Origin of the sequence: Bradyrhizobium sp. 62 (assembly GCF_023073035.1) — a bacterium.
Lineage (GTDB): Bacteria > Pseudomonadota > Alphaproteobacteria > Rhizobiales > Xanthobacteraceae > Bradyrhizobium.
Map to the genome: position 1 here is coordinate 241,900 of NZ_JADPIT010000032.1, position 16,964 is coordinate 258,863.

A 16,964-nucleotide genomic window follows, 5' to 3' on the forward strand; every position below is an offset into this window, starting at 1 on the left:
CACCAACGATGAAAGCCATCCTGACCCTCGACAATCTCGCGTCCGGTCTCGTGACCACGATCTGGACGCCGGTGTTCGTCGCGATCTTTGTCGCGATCATCGCCTACGCATTCTGGCCCCGTAACAAGGCAGCTTTCGACGAAGCGGCACACCTGCCGTTGCGGGAGGAGTAAGAGATCATGACCGATCATCATAGCGACATCGATCCCGTCTCCGGCAGGTCCACGACCGGACATGAGTGGGACGGCATCAAGGAGCTCAACACGCCGCTGCCGCGCTGGTGGGTGATCAGCTTCTACCTCACCATCGTCTGGTCGATCGGCTACTGGATCGTGTATCCGGCCTGGCCGCTGATCTCCAGCAATACCACCGGCCTGTTCGGCTACTCGACACGCGCCGACGTCGCGGTCGAGCTCGCCAATCTCGAGAAGATCCGCGGGGCCAAGATGGTTGCGCTGGGCGCGGCCTCACTCGCCGACATCGAGAAGGATCCAGCCCTGCTGGCGCTCGCGCGAGCCAAGGGCAAGACCGTGTTCGGCGACAATTGCGCGCCGTGCCATGGCTCAGGCGGCGCCGGCGCCAAGGGCTATCCGAACCTCAACGACGACGACTGGCTGTGGGGCGGATCGCTCGACCAGATCATGCAGACCATCCAGTTCGGCGCACGTTCCGGTCACGCCAAGGGGCACGAAGGCCAGATGCTCGCCTTCGGCAAGGACGGCGTGCTGAAGCCGGACGAGATCGTCACGGCCGCCAATTATGTTCGGGCACTGTCGGGCCTTCCGACTCGCAAGGGCTATGACGCGGCCAAGGGCGAGAAGATCTTCACGGAGAATTGCGTCGCCTGCCATGGCGACGGCGGCAAGGGCAACCCGGAGATGGGCGCTCCCAACCTGACCGACAAGATTTGGCTCTATGGTTCGGACGAGGCGTCGCTGATCGAGACCATCAGCCAGGGCCGCGCGGGCGTGATGCCGGCCTGGGAAGGGCGGCTCGATCCCGCCACCATCAAGGCAATGGCAGTTTACGTCCACTCGCTGGGCGGCGGAAAATAGCCAATCCGGCACAGGCGGGGGCGAATAAAAAAAGCCCCCGCTTGCGCTGGATCAACTGACGCGGCGGCGTCGGGTCTAGGTTTTATCGCACCTCTCGAAAAGCTCCAGGCGATGAACAGGACCGTGAACCCAAAAGAGCTCCCATTAGACGATGACAACGGGCCGCTCTATGTGGCCCAGAAGAAAGTCTATCCCCAGAGCATCTCCGGCACCTTCCGCCGGATCAAATGGGGCCTGATGGCGTTCTGCCTCGGCGTCTATTATTTCCTGCCGTTCGTGCGCTGGAACCGCGGCCTCGGTGCTCCGAGCCAGGCGGTGCTGATCGATCTTCCCAACAGTCGCTTTTATTTCTTCTTCATCGAGCTGTGGCCGCAGGAGGTCTACTACTTCACCGGCCTGCTGATCGTCGCCGCGGTGGCACTATTCCTGATGAACTCGATCGGCGGCCGCATCTGGTGCGGTTATCTCTGTCCGCAGACGGTGTGGACCGACCTGTTCTATGCGGTCGAGCGCCTGATCGAGGGCGACCGGCGCGAGCGGATGAAGAAGGACAAATCGTCCGACCCGATGAAGCTGGAGCGCATCTCCGAGATCGTGCTCAAGCATTCGATCTGGCTTTTGATTGGGTGGTGGACCGGTGGCGCCTGGGTGCTCTATTTCAACGACGCACCGACGCTGGTTAGGGAACTCGTCACCTTCCAGGCGCCGATGATCGCCTATATCTGGATCGGCATTCTCACCGCGACGACTTACGTGCTCGCCGGCTTCATGCGCGAGCAGGTCTGCACCTATATGTGTCCGTGGCCGCGGATCCAGGCCGCGCTCACCGACGAATGGGCGCTCAACGTGACCTATCGTTACGATCGCGGCGAGAAGCGTACCTCGGTGAAGAAGGCAGCTGAGCTGCGCGCGCTCGGCGAGCAGGTCGGCGACTGCGTCGACTGCTATCAATGCGTCGCCGTGTGCCCGACCGGCATCGACATCCGCAATGGGCCGCAGCTCGAATGCATCCAGTGCGGGCTCTGCATCGACGCTTGCGACAACGTGATGACGAAAATCGGCCGGCCGAAGCGGCTGATCGGCTATGACAACGACGTCAACATCCAGCGCCGCCAGGAAGGCAAGGCGCCGGTCTACCGCATTGTCCGGGCTCGCACCGTCGCCTACAGCGCGATCATCGCGGCGGTCGGCGGCATCATGATCTATACGCTGGCGACCCGCAGCCTGCTCGACATCAACGTGCTGCACGACCGCAACCCGGTCGCTGTCAGGCTCAGCGACGGATCGATCCGCAACGCCTACACGGTGCGGCTGCTCAACAAGAGCGGCTACGACCGGGTCATCGCGATCGACGCGAACGGTCCGGTCAATGCGACGATCCATGTCATCGGGATCGTTTCAGTGACGCAGGACCGGCCGATGATCGTGGTTCCGCGCGACTCCACCAGCGAGCTGCGAGTGCTCGTGACCGCGCCGGTGGAGGGCAATCCGGAAAAGTCGATCCCGGTTCGCTTTCACGTCACCGATATCGGGCTCGGCGAAGTCGCCAGCGCCACCGACAATTTCGTCGCGCCTTAGGATCAGGAGTTCGCCATGGCAACCAAGCCGCTGACCGGAACCAAGGTGTTTCTGATGCTGGTCGCCTTCTTCGGCGTCGTGATCGGCGTCAACGCGACCATGATGAAGCTCGCGATCGCGACGCTGCCAGGGACGGACGTCGACAGCCCCTATGCCGCGGGGCTCGCCTATGACCGTGAGATCTCCGCGGCCCAGGACCAAACCGCGCGAAAATGGAAGGTCAACGCGCATGTCGAGCGCCGCGCCGATGGCGGCGCCGTGCTTCAGGTCGAGGCGCGCGATGCAAGCGGACAGCCGATCGCCGGACTGAAATTCGGCGGCCGCCTGGAGCGGCCGACCGACAAGCGCGCCGATCTCGCCATCGAGCTCTCGGAGGCCGGCATCGGCCTCTATCGCGGCAATGCCGCATCGGTCGCGCCGGGCCAGTGGGATCTGGTGATCGAGGGCGAGGCGCGGGGAACGCGCGTGTTCATGTCGCGCAACCGCGTGATCCTGAACTGAAGGATTTTGCCATGCACGTCTCGCGGGACTTTTCGCATTACGTCCGGACTGCGGGCGAGGGCGTCCAGCACATCGATCTCGCGGTCGAGGGTGTCCACTGTGCCGGCTGCATGGCCAAGATCGAGCGCGGGCTATCCGCGATTCCCGACGTCACGCTGGCGCGCGTGAACCTCACCGACCGGCGCGTTGCACTGGAATGGAAGGCGGGCACGCTCGATCCGGGCCGCTTCATCGATCGCCTCGAGGAGCTCGGCTACAAGGCCTATCCTTACGAAACCGAGAGCGCGGAGGCGAGCGAGGTCGCCGAATCGCGCTTCCTGCTGCGCTGCCTCGGCGTCGCCGCGTTCGCCACCATGAACGTGATGATGCTGTCGATCCCGGTGTGGTCCGGCAACGTCTCGGACATGCTGCCGGAGCAGCGCGATTTCTTCCACTGGCTGTCGGCGCTGATCGCACTGCCGGCGGCGGCCTATGCCGGCCAGCCGTTCTTCCGCTCGGCCTGGCGCGCGCTGTCGGCCAGGACCACGAACATGGACGTTCCGATCTCGATCGGCGTGACGCTGGCGCTCGGCATGTCCGTGGTCGAGACTATCAACCACTCCGAGCACGCCTATTTCGACGCGGCGATCATGCTGCTCACTTTCCTCCTGGTTGGTCGCTTCCTCGACCAGAACATGCGGCGACGGACCCGCGCGGTCGCGGGCAATCTCGCCGCGCTCAAGGCGGAGACCGCGGCCAAGTTCGTCGGGCCTGACGAGATATCTCAAGTGCCGGTGGCCGCGATCTATCCCGGCGACATCGTGCTGCTGCGGCCCGGCGAGCGCTGCGCGGTCGACGGCACCGTGATCGAGGGCCGTTCCGAGATCGACCAGAGCCTGATCACCGGCGAGACGCTCTATGTCACCGCCGAACAGGGCACGCCGGTCTATGCGGGATCGATGAACATCTCAGGGACCTTGCGGGTGCGGGTCTCCGCGGCCTCGGAGGCGACGCTGCTTGCCGAGATCACGCGGCTCCTCGACAATGCGCTGCAGGCGCGCTCGCGCTACATGCGGCTCGCCGACCGCGCTTCGCGACTCTACGCGCCAGTGGTGCATGCCACAGCGCTCGTCACCATCCTCGGCTGGGTCATCGCGGGCGCCGGCTGGCATGATGCGATCGTGACCGGCGTCGCGGTGCTGATCATTACCTGTCCCTGCGCGCTCGGGCTCGCCATTCCAACGGTGCAGACGGTGGCTTCGGGCGCGATGTTCAAGGCGGGTGTGCTGCTGAATTCCGGCGATGCCATCGAGCGTCTCGCGGAAGCCGATCACGTCATTTTCGACAAGACCGGCACGCTGACCCTGCCCGATCTCGAAGTGATGAATGCGGCCGATATCCCCGCTGATATCCTCGAGCTTGCCGGGCGGCTCGCGCTGTCGAGCCATCATCCGGTCGCGGCCGCGGTCGCGCAGGCCTCCGACGCCAGATCGCCGATCGTCGGCGCGGTCGAGGAGGCCGGCCAGGGCGTGCGCGCTGTGGTCGATGGCATCGAGATTCGCCTCGGCCGTCCGTCCTTCTGCGGCGCCGAGACGCTGGTCTCCGACGTGACAAATCTCGATCCCGAAGCCTCCGTCGTGGCGTTCAGCAAGGGCAGCGAAAAATTCATCCTCTCCGTGCGCCAGGGCCTCCGTCCCGATGCGCAGGCTGTGATCGCGGCGCTGAAGGCGCGCAATATCGGCATCGAGATTCTCTCCGGCGACCGTGAACCGGCGGTGATCGCGGCGGCCCATGCGCTGGGCATCTCGGAATGGCGGGCCGGCGTGACCCCGGCCGACAAGATCGCGCGGATCGAGGTCATGAAGCAGCGGGGCATGAAGGTCCTGATGGTCGGCGACGGCATGAACGATGCGCCGTCGCTGGCGGCAGCGTACGTCTCGATGTCGCCGATCTCGGCCGCGCATTTGAGCCAGGCGACCGCCGATCTCCTCTTCCTCGGCCGACCGCTGGCCCCGGTCGTCGCCGCCATCGACGCGTCGCGCAAGGCGCTGCACCTGATGCGGCAGAATCTCTGGCTTGCGATCGGCTACAATGTCCTCGCGGTGCCGGTCGCGATCAGCGGCGTCGTGACACCCCTGATTGCGGCTGCCGCGATGAGCGGATCGTCGATCCTGGTGATGCTGAATTCGCTGCGTGCGCGCAGCGCCTCGCGGGAGATCACGTGATGGAAATCCTGGTCATCCTGGTGCCGCTGGCGCTGATGCTCGGTCTCGCCGGTCTGGTCGCCTTCCTCTGGTCGCTCCGGAGCGGCCAGTACGACGATCTCGACGGCGCCGCATGGCGCGCCATCGCCGACGACGAGCCGCCGCAGGAGGTGCCGGTCAAGCGCTAGCGCTTCAAGGCGAGCGTCAGCAGGGCAGCCGCAGCAAGGGCAGCGCCGACACCCGCGACGCACGCCTGCCAGCCGAACCCGTCGAACAGCCGGCCGAGCACGGCCGTCCCGACCAGGCCGCCGCAGAAGTAGCAGGCAAGATAGGTCCCGCTGGCGATGCCGCGGCTGTCGGTCACCGCCTGTCCTACGAATCCTGTCGCAGCCGCTTGCGCGAAGAAGGTGCCGACGCCAACCAGGACCATGCCGGTGACGACTTCGCCCAGATGCGGCGCCAGCAGCAGCGGCAGGCCCAGCCCGGCGACGGCCAGCGAACCCCAGATCGTCGGCCGCGCTCCCAGCCGCGTGGCCACCTTGCCGGCCAGCAAGGTCGTGACGACCGACGGCAGGAAGACGAAATAGACAAGGCCCAGGTCCATCATGCCGAGCGAGAGCGGCGGCTGGACCAGCACAAAATTCACGAAGGTGAAGGTGCCGATGAAGGCGAACAGGATGCAAAATCCGATGCCGAAGGCCGCGCGCAACTGCGGATTGCGCCAGTGCGCGATCGTGGCGGAGAGGGGAGATCCCGCAGGCATCATCGCATGCATCGGCCGCACGCGCCCGATGGTGAAACAGACCAGCACTGCGCCGGCCAGATTGAGGGCTGCGAAGAAATAAAAATTCCAGGCGAGGCCCAAGCCGTCGGCGACCGCCGCCGAGATCAGCCGGCCGACCAGGTTGCTGGCGACATTGCCGGTGATGTAGGCGGCAAAGGCGCCGCCGGCATCCATCGTGCTGCATTGCTCGCCGAGATAGGCGAGGGTGAGCGCGAAGGCCGATGCCATGCACAGGCCCTGCGCGATCCGCAAAGCGGTGAAAACCGCGAGATTTGGCGCAGTCGCCAGCAGGCTGGTGGGGACTGCCAGCAGCGCGAGGCTGAGCAAGATGCCGGTCTGCCGGTTGATGCGCGGGCTGAAGAAGCCGACGACGAGGCTGGCTATCGCCATGCCGAAGGTGCTGGCATTGACGGCAAAGCCCATCGCCGCAGGTGTGACGCCGTAATGGCGCGTCAGCGAAGGCAGGATCGCCTGCGTCGCGAACAGATCGACGACGGTGAGGAAGGCGGTGAGGCCGATGACTAGGGAGCGAAGCGCGAGACCTGGCGAATGCGCGTCCATCGTCATCGCGGTCGGTTTGATCGGCGCGGAAAGATCGGTCATGGCAGGCCTCCCTTGTGATGAATGTGGCGCCCGCATGTGGGGCAGCATGGGGATCACGGGCGCCACATTCCGTCACGCGTGCGCTGGGGTCGCGCACCCGTTACATGTTGTGGTCATGCGGGTCCTTGCGGACGTCGCCGACATAGAGGATGACCGTTTCCTTGCCGAGGTTCTTCCACCAGTGCGAGGTGCCGGACACCTCGGGGCGGATGTCGCCGGCCTTGTGCACGATCGGATCGACGCAGTTGGAGGCGTGTTCGACGATCTCGCCCTGCTGCACGAAGATCAGGGCGGGGCGATCGTCATGGCTGTGCCAGGGCACGATGCCGCCGGGCTCGATGGTCAGCTTGCGGAAGCGCAGCTCGCGGCCCTCGATGTGTGCCGGCTGCTTGCCGAGGTCGATGGCGCCGAGCGTGACGTCGGTGACGCCGACCGGCTTGTAGTCGACCATCTGCTGCGCGTTCGGCTTGATCTTGTCGGCCGGGCATTCACCGGCGGAGACCGGCTGCGCCGAGAGTGTCAATACGCCGAGGATGGCAAGGCCGGGCCAGACCGCGCGCGACAATGTGTGATGCCTGAACATCGGGACGTCTCCTGTGTTGGCCGCAACCGCAATGGTCGTCGGCTATGTCGGGACTTTCGTCGAGAGAGCGCTCGTTCTGAAATGCTCTTTCGCTCTCGCTGCGATAGACCGGCGCTATCGGGCCCGATACGCGCTCGCTATCGAACCGATTGGGGATCGGCATTTCCGCTTCCCGAGCGCTTGGCGTTCGATGGCGGGGCGCCCGATTGGCGGGCGTTCACGTCAATCCGGAGGAGCATCTCATGACGAAATTATCCAAGACCTTGATTGCCACGGCTGCGTTCGCGGTCATCGCCACATCGGCCTTCTCGGAGGCCGCGTGGGATTTCAAAGCCGGCATGGCCTACATGTATGGCGGACCCGGCAAGATGTCGGCGATGGCTATGGCCCCGGCGGAGAAGAACCACGAGGCCATGATGAAGAGCGCCAAGAAGGTCCCCGACAACACCGTCTTCTTCATGAACAACGGATCGCTGTATTCCACCTCGGGGCGGCTGGATCCGACCGGCAATTTCTACGTCAACTGATCGCGCGCGCATGACGGCCGCCTCTTGCGGGCGGCCGGATCGGGCACCTAATATTCGTCCCCTGAACGCTGGAGCGCAAGATGACCTCTCTCTCGCCGGCCGATGCCGAGCGGCTCAAACTCGCCTTCCAGCGCTGCCGTGACATGGATGGCACGCTGAACGAACAGCTCCGCGCCTATGCCGACGCCAGCCGCGACGTGTTCCCGGCCTATGGCGAGGCAGTCGATCGTCTAGTGACCAGATTGAATGGAGGCGGCGGCGGCGAGACCGCGCCGCGTCGGGGCGACGCAATGCCGTCGTTCATGTTGCCTGACGAGAGCGGACGTCTCGTCGCGCTATCCTCACTGCTCGAGAGCGGCCCGGTCGCCGTGATGTTTTTTCGCGGCCATTGGTGCCCCTATTGCCGGCTCAATGTCCGCGCGGTGGTCCAGGCGCTTGATCGCATCGAATCCATGGGGGCGCGCATTGTCGCGATCATGCCGGAGACGCAGGAACACACCCAGCAGCTCAAGGCGGAAGCTGGTGCCCCATTTCCGATCCTGACCGACCTCGACAACGGCTATGCTTTGTCGCTCAATCTCGCGATCTGGCTCGGTGCCGAGATCCAGCACCTGTTGTCCTATCAGGACATGGCGAAATTCCACGGCAATGATGGCTGGATGCTGCCGATCCCGGCCGTGTTTGTCGTTGGTCGCGACGGTCTCGTGAAAGCCCGCTTCGTCGATCCGGATTTCCGCAAGCGCATGGAGATCGATGATCTGCTTGAAGCGTTGGAAGGCGCGAGCAGGGGGGCCTAAAAGAGTGAGGAGCGAGCGTGGCTGCTACCCCGCAATCTCCCGCCAATCCGCACCGCGCAACATGCGCATAACGGCATTGGCCACCGCCGTGCGCTGCCGGCCGGCCACCCCGTAGAGGCTGACGGTGCGACGGGCGTCCAGCCCGGCGACCGCAGCGCGCGTCAGCGTCTCCGGAACGGGCGAGGTGTGCGGCAGCATGGCGACGCCGATGTCGGCCTCGACCAGCTCGATCAAATCGCGCTCGTTCGAGATTTCGTGACCCTGCTCGACCGCGATGCCGTGCTCGCGCAGGCTCGCCGAGATACGGGCGGAATGCTCGCAAAATGTCCGGCTCAGCAGCTGCTCCGCGCGCAGATCGTCCAGTGCGATGCTGATGCGGCCGGCCAGGCGGTGCCCGTCGCTGACCACGAGCTCGAAGCTCTCGGTGAATAGCGGCCAGACATCGAGCCGCTCCCAGGCCTCGTCGATGTCCGCGGCAATCCCTAACTCGGCCTCGCCCTTCTTCAGGAACTCGGCCACTTCACGACTCGAGCCGCGCAGGAAGCGGAATTCGAGCCGGTTGAACTGCCGCTTGATCTGGTTGAGATGCGGAATGAGGAGCGACAGGTCGATCGAATGCGTCAGCGCGACGCGGAGCGCGCCGATCTCGCCGCTCCGGAACGAGGAGGCCAGCGATCGGGCGCCGGTGGCCGCTTCGAAACACTGCTTCAGCAGAGGATGCATGCGCTGTCCGAGCTCGGTCAATTGCGCTGCGGGCCGTTCGCGGCGAAACAGATCGCCGCCGAGCTCGGCCTCGAGCTGCTTGATCGCGCGTGTCAGCGAAGGCTGCGTCACGTTGCATTCTTCGGCGGCGCGCGTGAAGTTCAAGAGCTGCGCCACCGCGAGGAAATAGCGGACCTGGTGCATTTCCATGGATCGGCTCTCCAGCAAGACCTGACGGAAGCTAGCCGATCGGGGCGGAGAATGACATCCCGGCCGCAATAGCGCACGGGCATGGTTTCGGAAGCCAACGGGCATTTCCGTCAAACCAGGCGATCCCTCAGAGTCGGCTCAACATCAGTCATCGTGTCGGAGCATTTTGCCAATGAATATGTCCGTGAAGCCGCAGACGTCCGCCGCCCGGGCGCTCGCGGGCAAGGTTGCCCTCGTCACGGGCTCAACCAGTGGCATCGGCCTCGGTATCGCGCGGGCACTTGCCGCGGCCGGCGCCGACATCGTGCTGAACGGCCTTGGTGTGGCGGCCGAGCTCGACCGGACGCGCGAGCAGATCGCGGCGGAGTTCGGCGTCAAGGCAAGCTTTTCGCCGGCCGACATGACGAGGCCGAATTCGATCGCCGAGATGATCGCGGCGACGGTCGCGCAGGCCGGCCGGCTGGATATCCTGATCAACAATGCCGGCATCCAGCACGTCGCGCCGCTGGAGCAGTTTCCGGTCGAGAAATGGGACCAGATCCTCGCGATCAATCTGTCGTCGGCCTTCCACACCACGCGGCTCGCGCTGCCCGCAATGCGACAGAACGGGTTCGGCCGGATCATCAACATCGCCTCCGCGCATGGTCTCGTCGGCTCGCCGTTCAAGGCGGCCTACGTCGCGGCCAAGCACGGCATCGTCGGGCTCACCAAGGTGACCGCGCTGGAGACCGCAGAAGAGGGCATTACCTGCAACGCGATCTGTCCCGGCTATGTCTATACGCCGCTGGTCGAGGCGCAGATCGATGGACAGGCCAAGGCGCACGGGATCTCGCGCGACCAGGTGATCCGCGACGTGCTGCTGGCGCAACAGCCCAACAAGCGCTTTGCTACGGTCGAGGAGCTCGGCGCGCTCGCGGTATTCCTCTCGACTGACGCGGCGGCTTCGATCACCGGCGTCGCGCTGCCGGTCGACGGCGGCTGGACCGCGCATTAACATGAGCCGGCGTAACAAGTGGCGGCCGGCAGCGAATCTCGCAGCAGTGCAGGCTGATCAGGAGCGAACCATGAACGGCACGCAGAGTAACATCCAGCGCAAGGACCTGCCCGGGCAGGTCGTCCTCGTGCTTCAAGGCGGCGGTGCGTTAGGCTCCTACCAGGCGGGCGTCTATCAGGCGCTGCACGAGGCCGGTATCGAGCCGGACTGGATCATCGGCACCTCGATCGGTGCCATCAATGCCAGCCTCATTGCGGGTAATGCGCCGGAGCACCGGCTCGCGCGCCTGCGAGAGTTCTGGAAGCGGATGGAGCAGAAGCCGGTCTGGGACTGGCACACCTCATTGCCCGGCTTCAACGAGAAGCTTGCCTATTGGTCGGCCGTGACCCACGGCATTCCAGGGTTCTTCCGGCCCAATCCGCTGGCGCATGCCGGCGATTCCTATCCGCTCGGCGCCGATCACGCCGGATTCTATTCCACTGCGCCGCTGGAGGAGACGCTGCGCGAGCTGGTCGATTTCGATCTGGCCAATCGCTGCGCGCCGCGGCTGACGGTCGGTGCGGCGCATGTCGGCACCAGCCAGATGCGCTATTTCGACAGCCGCGACGGTGAGCTGACGGTGAAGCATGTCATGGCTTCGGGCGCATTGCCGCCGGCATTCCCGGCGGTGCGGATCGATGGCGAACTCTATTGGGACGGAGGCATCCTCTCGAATACGCCGACGGAAGCGGTGTTCGACGACAATCCGCGCAAGAATTCGCTGATCTTCTCCGTGCATCTGTGGAATCCCGTCGGCGCCGAGCCGACCACGATGGCGGAGGTGCTGAACCGGCACAAGGATGTGATGTATTCGAGTCGGATCGCGAGCCAGATCGAACGCCAGCAGCAGGCCCATCGCCTGCGCCATGTCATCAACCAGCTTGCGGAACGCCTGCCTGAGAGCGAGCGCGGCGATGCCGCGGTGAGGGAGCTGATGAGCTACGGCTGTCCGACCCGTATGCATGTCGTGCGGCTGCTGGCGCCGCAACTAGATCGCGAGACCCACACCAAGGATATCGACTTCAGCCCGTCGGGGATCACGCGGCGTTGGCATGCCGGCTATGCCCACACGAGGTCGGTGCTCGCGCGAAAACCGTGGATCGGCGAATTCGATCCACTTGCCGGCGTGGTGCTGCACGAGCATATGGACGAGATGCCGATGGCGGCGGAGTAGAACCGCAAGAGATCGTCCGCCATCATCGAAATGCCACAGGCCTTGCGGATCGTCGCTCTTTGTCCGCAGTTGAAAGGGCATGCAAGTGGTGTCGGGAAGCGATCTGGAACTGGCGCTCGATCACGTCCGCGCGGATATGGCGGGACCGATTGCCGGCGTGTTCGGTCCTGACACGGTGACCTGGCGGATCGACCGGGAAGCCGTGATCTTTCTCGGTGCCGGTCGTGCGTTGTTGCTGCAACTGGCGCATCCCTGGGTCGCCGCCGCTATCGCCGAGCATTCGAAAACCTTTGCTGATCCGATCGGACGATTTCACCGCACCTTCGACATTGTCTTTGCGATGGTGTTCGGCTCGCTTGACCGTGCGCTGTTGTCGTCGCGGCAATTGCACCGGCGCCACAGCATGATCGTCGGCGAGATGCCGGAGACCGTCGGTCGGTTCGCGGCAGGCTCGCGCTACTGTGCCAACGACATCCCGTCGCTGCGCTGGGTTCATGCCACGCTGGTCGAGACCGCGCTGATGGCGCATGATCTGGTTTTGCCACCGCTCTCTGCGGAGGAACGCGAACGCTACTGGACCGAGAGTCGTTTGTTCGGTGCTCTGTTCGGATTGACGGTGCACGATCTGCCGGCGGACTGGTCGGGCTTTGCGGCCTACACCGCAGCGATGGCGCAGTCGGACACGCTGACCGTCAGCCCGGCCGCGCGCGAAATCGCCACACAAATCTTCAGCGGCGCCCGTCCGTGGTTGCGGCCACCGCGATGGTATCGCGCGCTCACGGCGAGCCTGCTGCCGGAGCGCCTGCGTGTGGGGTTTGGGTTCGAGCTTGATGAGCGCGACAAGAGGGCAGCCGACAATGCGCTCCGATGGACAAGGCGCGTCTATCCGAAATTGCCGGAGCGCTTGCGCTATGTCGGTCCCTACCAGGAAGCGCAAGCGCGGCTGCGCGGCGAGCCGCAGCCCGACTGGATGACGCGGTGCCTCAACAGGGTCTGGATCGGCCGGCCGCAGATGGACGTGCGCGGGAAGGGGTGAAGTTCTCCGCCGCTGCCACAAACCACCGTCATTGCGAGGAGCCCTTGCGCGAAGCAACCCAGGCTGCTGCCTCGGAAACAGACTGGATTGCTTCGCTGCGCTCGCCGCAGACGAGCAAACACCACGCGCCTCACACCGCCACCAGCTTCCGGTACAGCGCGTTGTAGCTGCCGGCCGGGATGCTCCAGGAGAACGAGCGTCCCATCGCGCTGCGACGCATGGTGTCGAGCTGGTCCTGCGCCACGAAGGCGGAGAACGCTCGGCGGACGCCGCCGAGGAAGGATTCGTGCGAAGGCTTTGAGAACAGGAAGCCGGTTTCGCCGTCGGTAATGGTCTCGGCGAGGCCGCCGGTCTGGTGGCCGATCGGCAGCGAGCCGAAGCGCTGGGCGTACATCTGGCTGAGCCCGCAGGGCTCGAAGCGTGACGGCATCAAGGTGAAGTCGCTACCGGCGAAGATGCGGCGCGCCTGGGCCTCGTTGAAGCCGATTACGACCCCGATCGCGTCGGGGCGCCGGCGATGCGCGTCGATCAGCGCCTGCTCGAGCGCCGGCTCGCCGGAGCCGGTGACCACGATCTGCCCGCCGGCATCGACGATCTCATCGGCCGCCGCCAGCACGAGGTCGATGCCCTTCTGGTGCACCAGCCGGGCGACGATGCCGAACATCGGGCCGCGCGACACCGCAAGCCCGAACTGCTTGCGCACATAGTCCGCGTTGGCCTTCTTGCCGACCCAGTCGCCGGCGCCGAACTGCTGGGCAAGCTGGGCGCAGGAACGGGGATCCCAGCTCTCGTCGATCCCGTTGAGGATGCCGGTGAGCTCGGCCGCGTCGGAGCGGACTCGAAGCAGGCCTTCGAGACCGCAGCCGAATTCATCCGTGGTGATCTCCCGCGCGTAGGTGCCACTGACGGTAGTGAGATGCGATGCGTAGACCAGCCCGGCCTTGAGGAAGGAGAGCTGGTCATAGAACTCGACGCCGTCGATGTGGAAGGAGCTCTCCGGTGCGCCGATCCGCCGCAGCGAGTCCTTCGGGAAGAGGCCCTGATAGGCGAGGTTGTGGATGGTCAGGATCGACGGCAGCTTGGAGCCGCGCCAGGTGAGGTAGGCCGGCACGAGCGAGGCCTGCCAGTCATTGGCATGGATCAGGTCTGCTGCCCAATCCTTGTCCAGCGTGCCCATCGCGAGCTCAGCGGCGGCCGAGGCAAAGCGCGCGAAACGGATGTCGTTGTCGGGCCAGTCGCGCCCGGACTCGTCGCCATAGGGGTTGCCGGGCCGGTCGTAGAGTTGCGAGCACAACAGCACATAGACCGGCAGGCCGTCCTTGGTCGCGGCTCGGCCGAGCGAGCAGGCCGGCATCTCCGCGAACGCCGGACAGCGGCCAACGATCTGAATATGCGTGAGTTGTTCGATGATATCGCGATAGCCGGGCAGCATGACCCGGATGTCGGCGAAAGGACGGAGTGCTCGGGGGAGTGCAGCGGAAACGGCTCCGAGTCCGCCGACGCGGACAAAGTCGTCCATCTCTGTCGTAACGAACAAGACCCTCAAGAACTGCTGCCCTCTGCCGGAGCCCGATTGCTGCTATGCAAGAACGGGTCCAGTTGCCCCGGAATTCCCAAAGCCGCCCGCCAGACGCGTCCGTTCGGTAAAGACTTTCCTACTCAGCCGCCGCCCTTTAGGGTCGGCGCACGAACAACAGAGAACTTCGATAAGTTCCTAACTGACCCGAGGACGCAAGCAGGCATGCAGCTATCAGATAAGCATGATGGGACGACGACAAAGGCCTTCGCCGGCCTCCGGGTCCTGGATTTTTCGACCACCATTGCCGGTCCCCATTGTGCGCGGATGCTCGCCGACATGGGCGCCGAGGTCATCAAGATCGAGACCGACGGCGGCGAGACGATGCGAACCCGGCCGCCGCTGCGCAAGGGCTGCAGCACCGTGTTCGGCCAGCTCAACGTCGGGAAGAAGAGCGTCGTGCTCGACCTCAAGTCCGAAGAGGGCAAGGAGGCGGTCCGCCGGCTGGCCGCGACGGCCGACATCCTGGTCGAGAACTTTCGCCCCGGCGTGATGCACCGGCTGCGGCTCGACTATGACAGAATGCGTGCCGTCAACCCGAAGCTGATCTACTGCTCGATCTCCGGCTACGGCCAGAGCGGCCCGTCGGCCGAGCTGCCGGCCTACGCACCGGTGATCCATGCGGCATCCGGCTACGACATGGCGCATCTCGCCTACCAGCCCGGCCGCAGCCGCCCGGATTATTGCGGCATCTACCATGCCGACGTCGTCACCGGCACCTACGGGTTCGGCGCGATTGCGTCGGCGCTCTACCAGCGCACCCTGACTGGGCTCGGCCAGCACATCGACGTCTCCATGCTGGAATCTATGCTGACGCTGACATTGATCGAGTTGCAGAACTCGCAGTTCACCGTGAAGCCGCCGCCGCGCCCGATGTTCGGGCCGACCGAGACGGCGAGCGGTTATGTCATGATCACGGTGGCCAGCGAGAAGACGTTTCAGGGACTGATGGGCGTGATCGGCCGCCCCGAATGGATCTCCGATCCGCGCTTCTCCACCTACGCCGCGCGTCGGGACCATTGGGCCGACTTGATGGACGGTGTCGAGGCCTGGTCGCGGCAGCTCTCGACCGATGTCTGTCTTGTCGCGTTAGGTGCGGCCGGCGTGCCGGCCTCGGCCTACCGCACTGTGTCCGAGGCACTGGCCGATCCGCAGCTCGCGCATCGTCAGGCGCTCTCGTCTGTGGAGGACGAAGGCGGTTCGTTCCAGGTCCTCAATCTGCCGTTCCGGATGACCGGTGCCGACACGACACCGGGCAAGACGATGGCCGTGCTTGGCGAGCACACCGACCGGCTGCGCGCGGAGATCGGGCTCACCGACGGTGGACCAACTCCGTTAGCCAAAACAGCTGCGCAAACCTGACGGCAAGGTTGACGGACAGCTTCGTGCAGCGAGCAATGCGGCGTTGCGCGTTGCCGGCTTGCCATCATCCGTCGGCCTCAACTAGACAGGTCCGAGTTTGTCTCGTCCTGCCGCCCATGCCATGGTGGCGACGACAAGAAAAGTATCCGGGAGGACGCCAATGAAAAGTTTCAAGGTCGCCGATTTCAAGGCGCCGCTGCAGGAGTTCGACGAGGCGACGCCGCAGCCGTCGGGCACGCAGGTGTTGATCAAGGTGAAGGCCGCCGGCGTCTGCCATAGCGACCTCCACATCTGGGAAGGCGGCTACGATCTTGGCCACGGTCGCAAGCCGCTGTCGCTGAAGGACCGCGGCATCAATTTGCCGCTGACCATGGGACACGAGACAGTCGGCGAGGTCCTCGCCTTCGGCCCGGACGTGAAGTCGTCGGATCAGGGCGACGTGAAGATCGGCGATGTCGGGCTGGTCTATCCCTGGATCGGTTGCGGCAAATGCGCGACCTGTCTAGCCGGCGACGAGAACATGTGCCTGACGCCGCGCTCGCTCGGCGTCTATTGCGACGGTGGTTATTCCGACCACATGCTGGTGCCGCATCCGCGCTATTTGCTCAATCTGAGAGGCCTCGATCCCGCGTCGGCCGCACCCTACGCCTGCTCGGGCGTCACGACCTACAGCGCGCTGAAGAAGCTCGAGCAGCACTTCGACACGCCGATCGTGATGTTCGGTGCCGGCGGACTTGGCCTGATGGCGCTGTCGCTGCTGAAGGCGATGGGCGGCAAGGGCGCCATCATGGTCGACATCGACGCGAAGAAACGCGAAGCCGCGGAGCAAGCCGGCGCGCTCGCGACCGTCGATCCCAAGGCGCCCGACGCGCTGGAGCAGCTTGCCAAGAAAGCCGGTGGCCCCATCCGCGCGGTGCTCGATCTGGTCGGCAACGCCGCCACCACGCAACTCGGCTTCGACTGCCTGACCAAGGGCGGCAAGCTCGTCATCGTCGGCCTGTTCGGCGGCGGGGCGACCTGGGCGCTGCCGCTGATCCCGATCAAGGCGGTGACGATCCAGGGCAGCTATGTCGGCAATTTGCGCGAGACGCAGGAGCTGCTCGATCTCGTGCGCGCGAAGAACATAGCGCCGATCCCGGTGACGCGGCAGCCGCTCGCCAAGGCCAACGACGCGCTGGTGCAGTTGCAGCAGGGCGCGGTGGTTGGTCGCACGGTGCTGACGCCGTAACGAACGCTCTATCCTCCGTCATTGCGAGGAGC

17 protein-coding genes are annotated in these 16,964 nt (G+C 65.0%); 13 read left to right on the forward strand and 4 right to left on the reverse strand.

Features of this window, described 5'->3' with window-relative positions:
• Positions 1–8: 8 nt before the first annotated feature.
• The 6 genes from IVB47_RS30540 (at position 9) to ccoS (ending at position 5,505) form a co-directional block, all read left to right on the forward strand.
• Positions 9–173, forward strand: coding sequence for a CcoQ/FixQ family Cbb3-type cytochrome c oxidase assembly chaperone (locus tag IVB47_RS30540; protein WP_007594016.1), 165 nt, complete (start codon positions 9–11; stop codon positions 171–173).
• Between the two features lie 6 nt (positions 174–179).
• Entirely contained in the window at positions 180–1,055 is an 876-nt protein-coding gene (gene ccoP / locus IVB47_RS30545) for a cytochrome-c oxidase, cbb3-type subunit III (RefSeq protein WP_027568802.1), read from the forward strand.
• A gap of 111 nt (positions 1,056–1,166) precedes the next feature.
• Positions 1,167–2,633, forward strand: a complete 1,467-nt coding sequence (ccoG, locus tag IVB47_RS30550) for a cytochrome c oxidase accessory protein CcoG (protein WP_247467028.1) — start codon at positions 1,167–1,169, stop codon at positions 2,631–2,633.
• A gap of 15 nt (positions 2,634–2,648) precedes the next feature.
• On the forward strand, positions 2,649–3,134 hold the full coding sequence (locus tag IVB47_RS30555) for a FixH family protein (protein ID WP_247467030.1): 486 nt from the start codon (positions 2,649–2,651) through the stop codon (positions 3,132–3,134).
• A gap of 11 nt (positions 3,135–3,145) precedes the next feature.
• A complete protein-coding gene (locus IVB47_RS30560) occupies positions 3,146–5,338 on the forward strand; it encodes a cation-translocating P-type ATPase (RefSeq protein WP_247467033.1) in 2,193 nt (730 codons plus the stop codon).
• A complete protein-coding gene (gene ccoS, locus IVB47_RS30565; RefSeq protein WP_027568806.1) occupies positions 5,338–5,505 on the forward strand; it encodes a cbb3-type cytochrome oxidase assembly protein CcoS in 168 nt (55 codons plus the stop codon). The genes IVB47_RS30560 and ccoS overlap by 1 nt, the downstream gene beginning before the upstream one ends.
• Here the strand turns inward: ccoS and IVB47_RS30570 are convergent.
• Both IVB47_RS30570 and IVB47_RS30575 read right to left on the reverse strand, forming a co-directional pair.
• Positions 5,502–6,704, reverse strand: a complete 1,203-nt coding sequence (locus tag IVB47_RS30570; RefSeq protein WP_247467036.1) for an MFS transporter — start codon at positions 6,702–6,704, stop codon at positions 5,502–5,504. The two genes, ccoS and IVB47_RS30570, sit on opposite strands and share 4 nt — an antisense overlap.
• A gap of 100 nt (positions 6,705–6,804) precedes the next feature.
• A complete protein-coding gene (locus IVB47_RS30575; RefSeq protein WP_247467038.1) occupies positions 6,805–7,287 on the reverse strand; it encodes a cupin domain-containing protein in 483 nt (160 codons plus the stop codon).
• Positions 7,288–7,529: 242 nt separating this feature from the next.
• On the opposite strand from IVB47_RS30575, the gene IVB47_RS30580 reads away from it, so the two are divergent.
• On the forward strand, positions 7,530–7,814 hold the full coding sequence (locus tag IVB47_RS30580; protein WP_027568809.1) for a hypothetical protein: 285 nt from the start codon (positions 7,530–7,532) through the stop codon (positions 7,812–7,814).
• Positions 7,815–7,894: 80 nt separating this feature from the next.
• Positions 7,895–8,611 carry a peroxiredoxin-like family protein gene (locus IVB47_RS30585; RefSeq protein ID WP_247467041.1) on the forward strand — a complete coding sequence of 239 codons (717 nt, stop codon included), beginning with the start codon at positions 7,895–7,897 and terminating at the stop codon, positions 8,609–8,611.
• 24 nt (positions 8,612–8,635) lie between these two features.
• Here IVB47_RS30585 and IVB47_RS30590 read toward each other — a convergent pair whose 3' ends face one another.
• The gene (locus IVB47_RS30590; protein ID WP_247467043.1) at positions 8,636–9,523 is read right to left on the reverse strand and encodes a LysR family transcriptional regulator; all 888 of its coding nucleotides are present in this window, start codon (positions 9,521–9,523) and stop codon (positions 8,636–8,638) included.
• Positions 9,524–9,695: 172 nt separating this feature from the next.
• Between IVB47_RS30590 and IVB47_RS30595 the strand changes: the two genes are divergently transcribed.
• The 3 genes from IVB47_RS30595 to IVB47_RS30605 all read left to right on the forward strand — a co-directional run bounded on the left by IVB47_RS30595 (position 9,696) and on the right by IVB47_RS30605 (position 12,766).
• Entirely contained in the window at positions 9,696–10,517 is an 822-nt protein-coding gene (locus tag IVB47_RS30595) for a 3-hydroxybutyrate dehydrogenase (RefSeq protein ID WP_247467046.1), read from the forward strand.
• Between the two features lie 70 nt (positions 10,518–10,587).
• Complete coding sequence (locus IVB47_RS30600; protein WP_247467049.1) at positions 10,588–11,730, forward strand: patatin-like phospholipase family protein; 1,143 nt, start codon at positions 10,588–10,590, stop codon at positions 11,728–11,730.
• An 85-nt stretch (positions 11,731–11,815) separates the two neighbouring features.
• Positions 11,816–12,766: an oxygenase MpaB family protein gene (locus IVB47_RS30605; protein ID WP_247468130.1), complete on the forward strand. Its 951-nt coding sequence runs from the start codon at positions 11,816–11,818 to the stop codon at positions 12,764–12,766.
• A gap of 130 nt (positions 12,767–12,896) precedes the next feature.
• Here the strand turns inward: IVB47_RS30605 and glgA are convergent, their stop codons facing one another.
• Positions 12,897–14,312: a glycogen synthase GlgA gene (gene glgA / locus IVB47_RS30610; RefSeq protein WP_256467937.1), complete on the reverse strand. Its 1,416-nt coding sequence runs from the start codon at positions 14,310–14,312 to the stop codon at positions 12,897–12,899.
• Positions 14,313–14,507: 195 nt separating this feature from the next.
• On the opposite strand from glgA, the gene IVB47_RS30615 reads away from it, so the two are divergent.
• Positions 14,508–15,704 carry a CoA transferase gene (locus IVB47_RS30615; RefSeq protein WP_247467054.1) on the forward strand — a complete coding sequence of 399 codons (1,197 nt, stop codon included), beginning with the start codon at positions 14,508–14,510 and terminating at the stop codon, positions 15,702–15,704.
• A gap of 160 nt (positions 15,705–15,864) precedes the next feature.
• Positions 15,865–16,932: an alcohol dehydrogenase gene (locus tag IVB47_RS30620; protein WP_027568815.1), complete on the forward strand. Its 1,068-nt coding sequence runs from the start codon at positions 15,865–15,867 to the stop codon at positions 16,930–16,932.
• Positions 16,933–16,964: the final 32 nt, after the last annotated feature.